This is a genomic window from Micromonospora trifolii, assembly GCF_050516465.1.
Lineage (GTDB): Bacteria > Actinomycetota > Actinomycetes > Mycobacteriales > Micromonosporaceae > Micromonospora > Micromonospora trifolii.
The window spans coordinates 6434799-6448098 of the sequence record NZ_CP191526.1 but is presented as its reverse complement, the minus strand read 5'-3'; the positions used below and the strand labels follow the sequence as shown (position 1 = coordinate 6448098).

Sequence of the window (13300 nt, the reverse complement as noted above, 5' to 3'; positions counted from 1 at the left end):
GGATTCCCTCCCCAGCGGGATCAGAGCGGCAGCTGGATGCCGCCGCGGTTGGTGCCGGCGACCCGGCTGGCCACCTCGTCGTCGGACGCGTGGTACTGCCGACCGGCGGTGCGGATCGCACCGGCGGTCTCGCGCAGCGCGCGGTGCAGCGTCGCCTGGTCCTGGGACCACTGCTGCTTGACCTGCTCGAACGACCGGCCACCAGCGCCACGCCAGGCCTGCTGCAACACCTCCAGCTCGGCCAGCAGGCCGGTCAGCATGGACTGCAACGACTGGTCCACCTGCTCGAACTTCGCGGCGGTCTGCTGCATCACCGCTGCTTCTGCCTTGGTTTGGGACATCCGGACGTCACCTCGTCTCTCGGATCGCACCTGGCCGTCGACGCGCCCACCCTGGCCGACGCGTCGTCGCTTGGCCCGGTCGTCGAGCACTGAGACACGGGTCAGCGAAGGACTTCGTGGCTGACGGTAGCGACCTCGTAGCGGTTCTGCTACCCCACCGGCTTCCCCTGTGGACAACCGAGGCGGCCATCGGTCGCTTACGATGTGCCGCAGCCACGTCGCGGCGCGTGACGGGCCGCCGGAGGGCGGCCGGCCGCCCGACCCGGTCCCCACTGGTCGAGGAGGCACGGTGCCGGCGATCACCACCGGAGGGCCGCACCCGCCGACCCCGGTCGGGTCCGAGGCAGGTGCCTCCCCACGGGTGGGAGCGCCGGGCCGACCCACCGACCGTGGCCCGCTGTCGGTCGATCAGCGCACCCCCCGTCGCCGGTCGCCAGTGGCTGACTGGGTCGCGCTCGGCCGTCGGGTGGGCGCCGGAGCGCGAGCTGGCCAACTGGTCACCGCACAGGTCGCGGCGGCGCTCGTCCTCGTCGTCCTCGGCCGACCCGCACCGGTCGTCGCGGCGGCCGTACTGGTGGCCGTGCTGCTGGTGGCCGCGGCCTGGGTGCCGGTGCGGGGGCGGTGGCTCTTCGAGTGGCTGGGCACCGCCATCGGGCACCTCACCCGCCGGCGGGCGTTGACCGGGCCGGCCGACGCGGCCGAACTGCTCGACCTGGTCGCCCCGGGCACCGTGGTCCGCTCGACCGAGTTGACCGGCGGGCCGGCGGCCGTCCTGGAGGACACCACCGGCATGGTCGCGCTCCTGGAGTTGGGCGACCCCGGCGACCTGTTGGGCGACGTTTCCCAGGCGATCCCCGCCCCGGCCGCGTTGCTTCCCCCGACCGGGCCGGACCAGCCCCCGCTGCTGGTCCAACTGCTGCTCGCCGGTGCACCGGCGCCGGTGCCGAGCGCCGGTGGCACGGTCGGCACGTCGTACCGGCAGCTCACCGACGGACGGCTCGCCGGGCGCGAACGGGCGGTGGTGGCGGTCCGGGTGCTGCGGGTGAACGGTTGGTCCGAGGAGGACCTGCGCCGGGTTCTCGCCGGCACGGTCCGCCGGATCGTCCGCCGGCTCGGGCCGTTGGCCGCGCGGCCGCTCGGGGTGCCGGCGGCGCTCCGCGTCCTGGGCGAGCTGGCCCACCACGACGGCGAACCGGTCCGCGAGTCCTGGCCGGCGATCCGGTCCGGCACCCTGGTCCAGGCCACCTTCCGACTGGTCCATTGGCCCGACGCGGGCGCTGCGGCTGGACGCCGGCTGGTGCCCCGCCTGCTCGCACTGCCGGCGACGGCCACGACGGTGTCGATCTGCTCAGGCCCGTCGCCGACGATGTCGACGCCGTCGGGTCCACCGGTGACCCGCGGAGTACCGACCGAGCTGACCGTACGCCTGGCCGCCGGGACGGCGACCGAGTTGGCGGCGGCCACCGAGGCGCTGGTCCGCCTGGTGACCGACCTGGGCGGAAAGCTGCGACGGCTCGACGGCGCCCACCTGAGCGGGCTGGCCGCCACGCTGCCGTTGGCGCTGACGGCACCCGGGGCGCAGCCCCGCCCACCGGTGCCCGGGGCGCGACCCGGCCCAACGGTGGACGACTGGGAGCTGTCCCTGGGCGACGCGGGCATGATGGTCGGCACCAACCGGCACGGCCGAGCCGTCACCGTGCGACTGTTCCGGCCGGAGAGCACCCGCGTGCTGCTGGTCGGTGGGGTGCGGGCAGCCCAGCTGGTGGCCCTGCGCGCCCTGGCACTCGGTGCCCTGGTGGTGGTGCAGACCGCCCGGCCACGCGCCTGGGAGCCGTTCATCCGAGGGGTTGGCGCGCCGGGCGGCACGATCCCGTTGCTCCCGCCCGGTCGGGCGATCGCCGACGGGGTGGGCACCGCGCTGCGTCCGTTGCTCCTGATCGTCGACGCCGTGGCGGCCGAGGCCGCGCCTGGCTCGCCGTGGCGGGCCACCCTTGTGGTACGCGACGAGCTGACCCCGGCCGATGTGGACGCGTTGAGCCGCGCGGACCTGGCGTTGCTCCAGCCGCTGACCTCGGCCGAGGCCACCCTGGCCGGCGCCGCGCTGGGGCTGGGCGGCTCGGCCGAGTGGCTGACCCGGATCCGGGAGGACATGGTGGCCGTGGTCAACCGTCGGGCGCTGCGCTGGGCACTGCTCTCCCCCACTCCGATCGAGGCACAACTGATCGGACCGCCGACGCGCGGCTGAATCCACCGGGACGGCCGGCTGCCGGGTTACGCCGGTGCGGTGTCCGTGGCACGATCCCCGCCATGGGTTTTCTGAAAGGTCTGCTGATTCGGCTGGCCAGCACAGCTCTGGCTTTCTGGCTGGCCACGCTCCTCATTCCGGGCATCTCCCTGGATTCGAACTCGGCCACCGAGACGGTGACCACGCTGCTCCTGGTGGCGGTGATCTTCGGTGTGGTCAATGCGGTTCTCCAGCCGATCATCAAGACCGTCGGCTGTGGCTTCTACCTGCTGACCCTGGGTCTCATCGCCCTGGTGGTGAACGGGCTGCTCTTCCTGTTCACCAGCTGGATCGCGGACCAGGCCGGGCTGCCGTTCTCGGTGGACGGTTTCTGGCCGGCGGCCGTGCTCGGCGCCCTCTTCGTGAGCATCGTGACCTGGATCCTCGGCGCCGTCCTCGACCGGGACTGACCGGCGACCAGCCAGCACCGACCCGGCCCGCCCGGGGCTCCGACCTCGGCCGGGGCCCCGGCGGGCCGATGACCAGAGTTCGGGAATTGGCCGGTCCGAGTGCCCACCTCGACGGTTAGCGTCGCGGCATGTTCTCGCTGACCTACCCCGACGGCCACCTGCTCAGCACCGATCCGGCGCGGATCGATCTGGACCTGGTGCACCACTGGTTGTCCACCGACGCGTACTGGGCGCTCGGACGAGACCGGGAGACCACCGAGCGGGCGTTCGCCGGCTCGCTGCCGTTCGGCATCTACCGGCCGGAGGACGGCCGTCAGGTGGCGGTGGCCCGGGTCGTCACGGACCGCGTCACCTTCGCCTGGCTCTGCGACGTGTACGTCGACCGGGCCGCCCGGGGTCGCGGGCTGGGCGGGTGGCTGGCGGGCGCGGTCCGCGACCACCTGGCCGAGCTGGGCGTACGCCGGATCCTGCTCTGCACCAGCGACGCGCACCAGGTGTACGAGCGGGTGGGCTTCACCCCGCTGGACGTGCCGCAACGCTGGATGCAGCTCGACCGGCGACCCCCGGTGACCCCGATCACCGGAAAGGAACAAAGCAGCACTACGCCCCTTACGGTGGAGGCGTGACGCCACTCCGTCTGGGATACCTCTACGGCCTCGGCGCGTACCTGCTCTGGGGTTTCTTTCCGCTCTACCTGAAGCTGCTGCGGCCCGCCGGCCCGCTGGAGATCCTGGCCCACCGGATCGTCTGGTCGGTGCTCTTCGTGGCCCTGCTGCTGGGGGCGCTGCGCAACATCGGCTTCCTGCGGGCGCTGCTGCGCCGCCCCTGGGCGGTGGCGGGGATCGTCGCCGCCGCCGCGCTGATCGCTGTCAACTGGGGCACCTACATCTACGGGGTCAACTCCGACCGGGTGGTGGAGACCGCGCTCGGCTATTTCATCAACCCGCTGGTAGTGGTGCTGCTCGGGGTGACGGTGCTGCGCGAGCGGCTACGCCCGGCGCAGTGGGTGGCGCTGGGGATCGGCGCGTCGGCGGTAGCGGTGCTGGCCGTGGACTACGGCCGGCTGCCCTGGCTGGCGTTGACCCTGGCGTTCAGCTTCGCCGGCTACGGCCTGGTCAAGAAGCGGCTCGGGCTGCCGGCGGCGGAGGGGCTCTTCGTCGAGTCGGCGGTGCTGGCGTTGCCGGCACTGGGCTACCTGGCCTGGCTGACGGCGAAGGCCGACCTGACCTTCGGGCATGTCTCGGCCGGGCACACCGCGCTGCTGGTGCTGGCCGGCGCGGCCACGGCGATCCCGCTGCTGTTGTTCGCCGGGGCGGCCAACCGCCTGCCCCTGAGCAGCCTCGGCATGGTCCAGTACCTGGCGCCGATCCTTCAGCTCGGCTGCGGAGTGCTGATCTTCCACGAGCCGATGCCGCCGGCCCGGCTGGCCGGCTTCGCGCTGGTCTGGCTGGCCCTGATCGTCTTCACCGCCGACGCCGTCCGAACCTCCCGCCGCACCCGCCAGTCCCGCCGCACCCCACCCCCAACCACGGTCGATCATGGAGTTGTGGTGCCCGCCCAGCACTAGTTCGGGCGATTTGCCACCCACCACAACTCCTTGATCGACGCGGATGGCGGGGCGGGGCGTGGCCGGTGGGTGGGGGTGGGTGGGTGGGTGCGGTTACGGGACGGCGTAGGTGAGGAGAGGGGTTCCGTCGGCTTTTTGTAGCTCCACGCTGACCAGCTCGGCGTCGGTGAACCTCGTCGCGCCGGTGAAGCTGAGGTCGTCGCCGGGAGCCGCCAGCCAGGAGCCGATCTGCTCGGTGGCGCCGTTCGGACCACGGGCCACCAGCCGGAACGGGTACGCCTTGCCGTAGCTCGTCCGCGCGTCGTACCCGCAACGCATGGTCACCTCGGTGCCCCACTTGGTGCCGGTGAGCCCGAGGTCGGCGTGCACCGGCCCGGCGGCGGCCACCGGTCGCATGGCCACCATCGACACCTGCGGGCCCGGGTTGCCCTGCGCGCCGGGCGGCCCGGACGGGTCGACCGGTCGAGGCAACGCCACGGCGGTGCCCACACCGACCACCAGCGCCAGCCCGGCGGCGGCCAGTGTGGTCAGTGCGTACCGTCGCCGGTCCGCGGCGCGTTCCCGACGACGGCGGTGGCGGGCCTCGTCGAGCAGCGCGGGCACCCGGGGCGGGGCCGGCGGCGGCAGGATCTGCTCCAACCCCGCCGGGTCGAGGCGCCCGAGCAACCCGGGCAGGACGGCGATCTCGGCGACCGCCTCCCGACACGAGGCGCAGCCGCCGAGGTGCCGCTCGTAGGCCGCCCGTTCGGCGGGGGCGAGGGCGCCCAGCACGTACGCGCCGTCGTCGTACGCGAACTCGCACCGGGTCATCCCGTCACCCCCATCTCGGCCAGGACCAACCGTAGAGACCGCAGCGCGTAGTGGGTGCGGGATTTCACGGTCCCTGGCGGTACGCCCAGGCGGGACGCCGCCTCGGCCACCGACCGCCCCTGGTAGAAGCACTCGACCAGCACTTCCCGGTGGGTCGGGCTGAGCCGGTTCAGCGCCTCGGCGACGGTCCACGCCTCCACCGCCCGTTCGGCCTCGTCGATCACCTCGGGCGGTTCGGGCAGATCGTCGGTGAACACCTCCCCGACCCGGGTGGATCGCCGCCGCCAGGCGTCGATGGCCAGGTTGCGGGCGGTGGTGAACAGCCAGGACCGCACCGATCCGCGCCTCGGGTCGAGCGACTCCGGATGTCGCCAGGCCCGCAGCAGCGTCTCCTGCACCAGGTCCTCGGCCCGCTGCCGGTCCCCGTTGACCAGCCGGAGGGCATGGGCGTACAGCGCCTCCGCGTGCTCGTCGTGCAGCGCGCGCAGCAGTTGGGCGTCGTGGTCGCTGATGGCGGTCTCCTCGCTTCCGGCGCGCGTCCGGCGGTGCGTCCGCTCGGGAATACGTGCGGTCACGCCGATCGGTTCAGCCCGAGGTCAGACCGGTTGCGTGGTGTTGCCGCCGACGAAGGTGTTCATGCCCGGTTCACATCGCGGCTGACGTGCGCTCACCACGTCCTCCTAGCGTCCGGCTGGTACGCCGCCTGTCGTGACACCGACTTCTCTGGAGGCCTCCCCCATGAGCGACCGTCCCCGGCTGCTCCCCCTGTTGAACGGCACCCGCCATGGCACCCGTGATGCCATGACCTGTCTGTACCGGTGCGGAAACGCGTGTGACCACCCGGTCCCGAACACCTCCGACAACGCGTACTTCGGTGACGTGGTGAACGCCGAGGTGTCGCGGCGTGGCGTGGTCCGGGCCGGCGCGGTCGGCGCGCTGGTGCTCGGCTTCGGCGGCGCGGCAGCCGGAGCGCTCGCCGGGGCTGCTCCGGCCATGGCGGCCCCGGCCGCCCCGGACGTACCGGAGAACTTCGGGTTCGGTCGTCCGAGCACCGGGGCCGGCAGCGGCGCGCTGACCTTCAAGCCGATCCCACCGAACAAGCTGGACACCCTGGTCGTGCCGAACGGCTACGACCACGCCGTAGTGATCAAATGGGGTGACCCGGTGCTGCCGGGCGCGCCGGAGTTCAACCTGCACCACCAGACCGCCGCCGCGCAGTCCAAGCAGTTCGGTTACAACAACGACTTCGTGGGCGTGTTGCCGCTGGACAAGCAGGGCAGGCGGGCGCTGCTCGTGGTCAACCACGAGTACACGAACGAGGACCTGATGTTCCCGGGCTTCCCCGGCCTGGACGGGCTCTCCGTGGAGCAACTGCGCACCGCCATGGCCGCCCACGGCATGTCAGTGGTGGAGCTTGAACGGGTCGCGGGCACCGGGCAGTGGAAGCCGGTCGGCAAGGGCCCGCGGCCGTACAACCGGCGGGTCACCGCCCTGAGCACCAAGTTCGACCTGACCGGCCCGGCCGCCGGCTCGGCCTGGCTGAAGACCGCCGCCGACCCCAAGGGCCGCACTGTCGTCGGCACGCTGAACAACTGCGCCGGTGGCGTGACCCCGTGGGGCACGGTGCTCTCCGGCGAGGAGAACTTCAACCAGTACTTCGTGGGCGCCGACGCCGCCCCGGCCGAGCTGAAGCCGAAGCTGGACCGTTACGGCATCAGCACCGCCAGCCGCTACCCCAGCGGCAGCCGAAAGTGGGAGCGCGCGGACGAGCGCTTCGACCTGGCGAAGAACCCCAACGAGGCACACCGGTTCGGCTGGGTCGTCGAGATCGACCCGTTCGACCCGGAGAGCCGCCCGCGCAAGCACACCGCGATGGGCCGGTTCAAGCACGAGGGCGCCAACGTGATCGTCGCGAAGGACGGTCACGTGGTCGCGTACATGGGCGACGACGAGCGGTTCGACTACCTCTACAAGTTCGTCTCGGACAAGAAGTTCATGAAGGGCAACTCCTGGGCTGCCCGCAAGCACAACCTGACGCTGCTGGAAGCCGGCACCCTCTACGTGGCGAAGCTCGACCAGACCAGCGCCGCCGAGATCGACGGCTCGGGCAAGCTCCCCGCCGACGGCGCGTTCAACGGCCGGGGTCGCTGGATCAAGCTGGTCAGCGGCAACCGGTCGTTCGTCGACGGGATGACCGCCGCGGACGTGCTCACCTTCACCCGGCTCGCCGGTGACAAGGTCGGCGCGACCAAGATGGACCGCCCCGAGGACGTCGAGCCGAGCCTGCTCACCGGCAAGGTGTACGTGGCGCTGACCAACAACACCAACCGGGGCGTCGGCAGCAACCCGAAGGCGGACGAGGCCAACCCGCGTAACGCCAACAAGCACGGGCAGATCCTGGAGCTGGTCGAGGACCGCAACGACAACACCTCGGAGACCTTCGCCTGGTCGCTACCGATCGTCTGCGGCGACCCGACCGACCCGTCGACCTTCTTCGCCGGGTACGACAAGACCAAGGTCTCCCCGATCTCCTGCCCGGACAACGTCGCCTTCGACGCCACCGGCAACCTCTGGATCTCCACCGACGGCAACGCGCTGGGCAGCAACGATGGCCTGTTCGCCACCGCCGTGGAGGGCCCGGAGCGGGGTCACCTCAAGCAGTTCCTGACCGTGCCGCTCGGCGCGGAGACCTGCGGCCCGTTCATCACCGGCGACAACCGCTCGGTCTTCGTCGCCGTGCAGCACCCGGGCGAGATCACCGGGGCCTCGGTGGAGAACCCGGCCTCGAACTGGCCGGACGGTGACTACGCCAAGCCGGGCGTGGTGGTCACCTGGCGCCTCGACGGCGGCCCGGTGGGCAGCTGACGTCGTACGCGCGGCCGAGCGGCCGCTGACGTTGCTCTGGCGGTCCGGCGCTGGACCGCCCCGAGAGGCCCTCTCCCAGCCCGGGAGAGGGCCTCTCGGCGGTCAGTTGTCGGAGGCGATGCCGTCGGCCACGCTGCGGGCCACGGTGAGCAGCTTGGCGCGTACCACCCGGGCGGAGGTCATCATCTCGCTGGCCGGCAACGCGCAGGCCAGCACGACGCGGCGCTCCATGTCCTTGTCCGGCGCGACGAGCACAGCGGCGCAGGCCACCCCCTGCCGGAACTGCCCCATCTCCAGTTGCATGCCGCGCCGGTCGCCGGCGGCCAGGTCGGCCTCGAAAGTCTCGGTGGTGGTCAGCGTGGCGGTGGTGAACGGGCGCATGCCGTACTCGCGCAGATAGCGGTAGCGCTGGTCGGTCGTGAGGGTGGCGAGCAGCGACTTGCCGAGCGCTGTCGCGTGCGCCCCCTCGTCGAAGCCGGGGACCAGATCCTCCAGGTAGGGCGAGCGGTGCCCCTCGGCGACCGCGGTGAGGGCCACCTGACCGCCGACGAACCGCCCGAGGTAGTGGCTGTAGCCGGTGTCCAGGGCTGCCCGCCGCAGCGTCTCACCGACCGCCGGCGGGCCCCGGAACGCCGTCACCAGCTCCCGGTACCGGTCGGCCACCTCCAACCCCACGATGTACGTGCCGTCCTCGCGACGGATCACGTAGCCCTCGTAGGCGAGGGTGCGAACCAGGTGGTAGGTGGTGGCCACGGTCAGCTCGCAGCGCCGGGCGATCTGCTTGACGGTCAGGCCCTTCGGGGCGCGACCGACCGACTCCAGCACCCGTAGCGCTCGGGACACGCTGCGAATCAGGTCCGAAGGTTCTGCCAAGGGGTCGCGCACAACCACCTCCGCCGCCGGGGACTTACACCATATGAAAAACAGGCCCGGTGCGAAATGCCTGTTCGGGTCGAGGATGCCAGATCACCATCCACAGCTTGTGCCCCGCCAGTCACCAGGAGTGCTGTGAGCGGGGCTCGCGTAGGTTTGCCGAACGATGACCGACACCTCCAATACCCCCGATCCGGCCGTTGCCCAACCCCATCCGGTCCGGGCCAGCGCTGGCGCAGTCGTCACCACAGTGGCCTGCGTACTCCCCGTCTTCCTGCTCGGCGGTCTCGCCGTGCAGATGGGCACGGACCTCGGCTTCTCGCCGGCCGGGCTGGGCCTGGCCGTCTCCGTCTACTTCGGGGTCAGCGCGCTGGCCTCGGTGCCCTCCGGGCGGTTGGTCGAACGGTACGGGCCGGCCCTGGTGGCCCGCTGCGGCATTCTGCTGGCCGCCGGGTCGATGCTGGCCGTGGCCGCCTTCGCCCGGTCGTACCCGGTACTGGTCGGCCTGCTGGCGCTCAGCGCCGCCGCGAACGCGCTCGGCCAGTTGGCCAGCAACGCCGCGCTGGCCCAGCACGTGCCGGCCCGGCGGCAGGGGCTGTCGTTCGGTGTCAAGCAGGCCGCCATCCCGGTCTCCACACTGCTGGCCGGGGTGGCGGTGCCCACCATCGCGCTCACCGCCGGCTGGCGCTGGGCGTTCGTGGCCGCCGCCGTGGCCGCGCTGACGACGCTGGCCGCCGTACCCCGGCAGTTGCCCGGCCTGGCCCGGCGGGCCGGGGCCGCGCGCGCCGGTCGGGCGACGACGGCGCTGGTGGTGATCGGCGCGGCGGCGACGTTGGCCTCGGGCGCGGCCAACTCGCTGGGCACCTTCCTGGTGGACTCCGCCGCCGCCCGGGGCCTGTCGCCGGGCCTCGCCGGCCTCACCCTGACCCTGGGTAGCGCGGTCTGCGTGGCAGCTCGGGTGGGCGCCGGCTGGTTGGCCGATCGCCGCGAGACCGGCCACGTCGCCCTCATCGCCGCGATGCTGCTCGTCGGCGCGGTCGGGTTGGGCCTGCTCGCGTTGACCGGCTCGGTGCCGTTGGTGGTCGGCGTGGTGCTCGGCTTCGGCCTGGGCTGGGCCTGGCCCGGCCTGATGAACTTCGCTGTGGTCCGGCTCCACCCACAGTCACCGGCCGCCGCCACCTCGATCACCCAGACCGGGGTGTACGCGGGCGGCTGTCTCGGCCCGCTGAGCCTGGGCCCGCTCGCCGCCCACCTCGGCTACCCGGCGATGTGGACCATCGCGGCCGTGGCGATGCTGCTCGCCGCCGCCCTCATGCTCGTCGGCAGCCGGCTGTTGACTCGCGCCGCCGTAGCGGCCCGGGGCGTGGATCAGCTGGTGCGGTCGGCGATGTAGTCGCAGAGCGACTCGAGCGCGCTGCGGGACGGGCCGTGCGGCAGCGGGGCGAGCTGCGCGCGGGCCTCCTCGGCGTAGCTGCGCACGGTCTCCCGGGCCCGCTTGAGCGCCGGGCTCTCCCGGAGCAGCCCCAACGCCTCGGCGTGCAGCGCGTCGTCGGTCAACGGGCCGGTCGCCAGGATCTCCCGCAGCCGCACCGACGACGCGTCGGAGTCGTCCGCCTCGCGGGCGTAGAGCACCGGCAGCGTCGGGACACCCTCGCGCAGGTCCGTGCCGGGGGTCTTGCCCGACTGCACCGACTCGGAGGCGATGTCCAGCAGGTCGTCGGAGAGCTGGAAGGCGACACCGATCGTCTCGCCGTACCCGGCGAGGGCCTCCACGTGCTCCGGTGCGGCACCACCGAACATCCCACCGAAGCGGGCGGACGTGGCGATCAGCGAGCCGGTCTTCTCGGCGATCACGTTCAGGTAGTGGGCCACCGGGTCGTCGTCGGCGCGCGGCCCGACCGTCTCCGCGATCTGGCCGTGCACCAGCCGGGCGAAGGTGCGCGCCTGCAACCGGACCGCCTCGGGGCCCAGGTCGGCGGCGATGTCCGCCGCGCGGGCGAAGAGGTAGTCGCCGACCAGGATGGCGACCGAGTTGGTCCACCGGGAGTTCGCGCTCGGCGCGCCCCGACGGACGGCGGCCTCGTCCATCACGTCGTCGTGGTAGAGGGTGGCGAGGTGAGTGAGCTCCATCACCACGGCGGCCGGGACCACCTGCGCACCGGTCGGATCACCGAACTGGGCGCCGAGCGCCACCAGCAACGGCCGGAATCGCTTCCCGCCGGCCTCGACGAGGTGCCGGGCGGCCTCGGTGACGAACGGGTCGGCACTGGACACGCTGGCCCGCAACTCGACCTCGACCGTGTCCAGCAGACCCAGCACGGACGCCTCGACACGGGGATCGGAGAGGTTGAGGCCAAGCGCGCCGAACTGACTCGTGCTCGCCCGACCCCGTCGACCGCCGGAGCCGGAGGCACCTGAACGCTCGCCCGCCGGTTTCACCACGCTATCAACCATGCCACACCCGTTCGACCTGCTCCGGTCCGGGGATACGCACCGGGGGCCGGCACGTGAACACGCGCCGACCCCCGGTGATCGATCCTTCGGTCATCGAACGAATTCGGCGGCTCCGGTAGCCAGGTCGAGCAGCGGCGCCGGGGCGACGCCCAACACCAGGGTCGCCAGCACACCGATCATCAGCGCGGCGGAGGTGAGCCCACCGGGCACGGTGACGGTCGGGGTGGACTCGCCCGGCTCGGAGAGCCACATCATCACCACGACCCGCAGGTACGGGAACGCGAGCACCATGCTGGTCAGCACACCGGCGATCACCAGCCAGGCCTGGCCACCCTCGAGCGCCGGCCCGAAGATGGCGAACTTGCTGGTGAAGCCGCTGGTCAGCGGGATACCGGCGAAGGCCAGCAGGATGAACGTGAACAGTGCGGCGAAGAACGGTGACCGACGGCCCAGCCCGGCCCAGCGGGACAGGTGGGTGGCCTCGCCGTCCTCGTCGCGCACCAACGTCACCACGGCGAACGCGGCCAGCACCGAGAAGCCGTACGCGACCAGGTAGAACATCGTGCCGGCGAGCCCGTCGCGGCTCGGTGCCAACACACCGACCAGGAGGTAGCCGGCGTTGGCGATCGAGGAGTACGCGAGCAGCCGCTTGATGTCGGTCTGGGTGACCGCGAGCACCGCACCCACCAGCATGGTCAGCACCGCCACCGCGCCGAGGACCGGGGTGAAGTCCCAGTTGGCGTCGGCGAACGCGACCTGGAAGACGCGCAGCAGGGCACCGAACGCGGCGACCTTCGTGCAGGCCGCCATGAACCCGGTGACCGGGGTCGGAGCGCCCTGGTAGACGTCCGGGGTCCAGACGTGGAACGGGGCCGCCGCGGCCTTGAAGAGCAGACCGATGGCGAGCAGGGCCATGCCGGCGAAGAGCAGCACCGGGCTGGCCGGCGACTCGCCCACCGCCGCGTGGATGGTGGCGAAGTCGACGCCGGCAGTCCGGCCCGGGATGCCGGAGGTGAAGCCGTAGATCAGGGCCACGCCGAACAGGAAGAACGCCGAGGCGTACGCGCCGAGCAGGAAGTACTTCATCGCCGCCTCCTGGCTCAGCAGACGCCGGCGACGGGCCAGCGCGCAGAGCAGGTAGAGCGGCAGGGAGAAGACCTCCAGCGCGATGAACATGGTCAGCAGGTCGTTCGCCGCCACGAAGATCAGCATGCCGCCGATCGCGAACGTGGTCAGCGGGTAGACCTCGGTCAGACCGTTGCGCCCCTCGGCCTGCCGCCGGTCGTCGGCCGACTCGGCGGTCACCGCGGCCTGGGCGACGAACGCCCCGCCCCGCTCGACCGAGCGATCACCGATCAGCAGCAGCGCCATCGCGGCCAGCACCAGGATCGCGCCCTGGAGGAAGAGCGTCGGCCCGTCGATCGCGAGGGCCTGGCCGGCGGTGATGATCCGCTCGTCGGCGCTGAGGACCACCATGGTCAACGCCGCGAGCACCGCGAGCAGCGCCAGCGTCAACTGCACCACGTGCCGCCAGCGACGAGGCACCAGCGCCTCGACCAGCACGCCGAGCAGCGCCGTGCCCAGCATGATCAGGATCGGAGAGATCGCCGCGTAGTCGATCGACGGCAGTTTCAGCTCGGTCACTTTGCCGGCCTTTCGTTCGCGACTGCGGGGCTCGCAAGCTCACTCCTCGCGC

General features: G+C 72.2%; 12 protein-coding genes. 6 read left to right on the top strand and 6 right to left on the bottom strand.

What is annotated here, in order from left to right:
- Positions 1-20: 20 nt before the first annotated feature.
- Positions 21-341: a WXG100 family type VII secretion target gene (locus tag ACQRWP_RS30075; RefSeq protein WP_430499583.1), complete on the bottom strand. Its 321-nt coding sequence runs from the start codon at positions 339-341 to the stop codon at positions 21-23.
- Positions 342-702: 361 nt separating this feature from the next.
- On the opposite strand from ACQRWP_RS30075, the gene eccE reads away from it, so the two are divergent.
- From eccE to rarD, 4 genes are all read left to right on the top strand, one after another.
- Complete coding sequence (eccE, locus tag ACQRWP_RS30070) at positions 703-2586, top strand: type VII secretion protein EccE (protein WP_430503333.1); 1884 nt, start codon at positions 703-705, stop codon at positions 2584-2586.
- 62 nt (positions 2587-2648) lie between these two features.
- Positions 2649-3035, top strand: a complete 387-nt coding sequence (locus ACQRWP_RS30065) for a phage holin family protein (protein ID WP_238679880.1) — start codon at positions 2649-2651, stop codon at positions 3033-3035.
- A gap of 128 nt (positions 3036-3163) precedes the next feature.
- The gene (locus ACQRWP_RS30060; protein WP_430499581.1) at positions 3164-3661 is read left to right on the top strand and encodes a GNAT family N-acetyltransferase; all 498 of its coding nucleotides are present in this window, start codon (positions 3164-3166) and stop codon (positions 3659-3661) included.
- Positions 3658-4602, top strand: coding sequence for an EamA family transporter RarD (gene rarD / locus ACQRWP_RS30055; RefSeq protein WP_430499579.1), 945 nt, complete (start codon positions 3658-3660; stop codon positions 4600-4602). The genes ACQRWP_RS30060 and rarD overlap by 4 nt, the downstream gene beginning before the upstream one ends.
- A 93-nt stretch (positions 4603-4695) precedes the next feature.
- Here the strand turns inward: rarD and ACQRWP_RS30050 are convergent, their stop codons facing one another.
- Both ACQRWP_RS30050 and ACQRWP_RS30045 read right to left on the bottom strand, forming a co-directional pair.
- Positions 4696-5412 carry an anti-sigma factor family protein gene (locus tag ACQRWP_RS30050; RefSeq protein WP_430499577.1) on the bottom strand — a complete coding sequence of 239 codons (717 nt, stop codon included), beginning with the start codon at positions 5410-5412 and terminating at the stop codon, positions 4696-4698.
- Complete coding sequence (locus tag ACQRWP_RS30045) at positions 5409-5924, bottom strand: sigma-70 family RNA polymerase sigma factor (RefSeq protein WP_051708644.1); 516 nt, start codon at positions 5922-5924, stop codon at positions 5409-5411. The genes ACQRWP_RS30050 and ACQRWP_RS30045 overlap by 4 nt, the downstream gene beginning before the upstream one ends.
- Before the next feature lie 226 nt (positions 5925-6150).
- On the opposite strand from ACQRWP_RS30045, the gene ACQRWP_RS30040 reads away from it, so the two are divergent.
- On the top strand, positions 6151-8277 hold the full coding sequence (locus ACQRWP_RS30040; protein WP_430499575.1) for a PhoX family protein: 2127 nt from the start codon (positions 6151-6153) through the stop codon (positions 8275-8277).
- 102 nt (positions 8278-8379) lie between these two features.
- Here the strand turns inward: ACQRWP_RS30040 and ACQRWP_RS30035 are convergent, their stop codons facing one another.
- The gene (locus ACQRWP_RS30035; protein WP_238679885.1) at positions 8380-9162 is read right to left on the bottom strand and encodes an IclR family transcriptional regulator; all 783 of its coding nucleotides are present in this window, start codon (positions 9160-9162) and stop codon (positions 8380-8382) included.
- 154 nt (positions 9163-9316) lie between these two features.
- Between ACQRWP_RS30035 and ACQRWP_RS30030 the strand changes: the two genes are divergently transcribed.
- Positions 9317-10543, top strand: a complete 1227-nt coding sequence (locus ACQRWP_RS30030; RefSeq protein ID WP_430499573.1) for an MFS transporter — start codon at positions 9317-9319, stop codon at positions 10541-10543.
- Here the strand turns inward: ACQRWP_RS30030 and ACQRWP_RS30025 are convergent.
- Both ACQRWP_RS30025 and nuoN read right to left on the bottom strand, forming a co-directional pair.
- Positions 10519-11604, bottom strand: a complete 1086-nt coding sequence (locus ACQRWP_RS30025; protein ID WP_430499571.1) for a polyprenyl synthetase family protein — start codon at positions 11602-11604, stop codon at positions 10519-10521. The two genes, ACQRWP_RS30030 and ACQRWP_RS30025, sit on opposite strands and share 25 nt — an antisense overlap.
- Before the next feature lie 90 nt (positions 11605-11694).
- Positions 11695-13248, bottom strand: coding sequence for an NADH-quinone oxidoreductase subunit NuoN (gene nuoN, locus ACQRWP_RS30020; RefSeq protein ID WP_430499569.1), 1554 nt, complete (start codon positions 13246-13248; stop codon positions 11695-11697).
- Between the last annotated feature and the right edge of the window lie 52 nt (positions 13249-13300).

Bases quoted from the DNA above. Each gene is read 5' to 3' on its own strand.
- ACQRWP_RS30065 (WP_238679880.1), top strand. From the start codon at position 2,649: ATGGGTTTTCTGAAAGGTCTGCTGATTCGGCTGGCCAGCACAGCTCTG.
- ACQRWP_RS30030 (WP_430499573.1), top strand. From the start codon at position 9,317: ATGACCGACACCTCCAATACCCCCGATCCGGCCGTTGCCCAACCCCAT.
- ACQRWP_RS30075 (WP_430499583.1), bottom strand. From the start codon at position 341: ATGTCCCAAACCAAGGCAGAAGCAGCGGTGATGCAGCAGACCGCCGCG.
- ACQRWP_RS30060 (WP_430499581.1), top strand. From the start codon at position 3,164: ATGTTCTCGCTGACCTACCCCGACGGCCACCTGCTCAGCACCGATCCG.
- ACQRWP_RS30040 (WP_430499575.1), top strand. From the start codon at position 6,151: ATGAGCGACCGTCCCCGGCTGCTCCCCCTGTTGAACGGCACCCGCCAT.
- ACQRWP_RS30025 (WP_430499571.1), bottom strand. From the start codon at position 11,604: ATGGTTGATAGCGTGGTGAAACCGGCGGGCGAGCGTTCAGGTGCCTCC.
- ACQRWP_RS30050 (WP_430499577.1), bottom strand. From the start codon at position 5,412: ATGACCCGGTGCGAGTTCGCGTACGACGACGGCGCGTACGTGCTGGGC.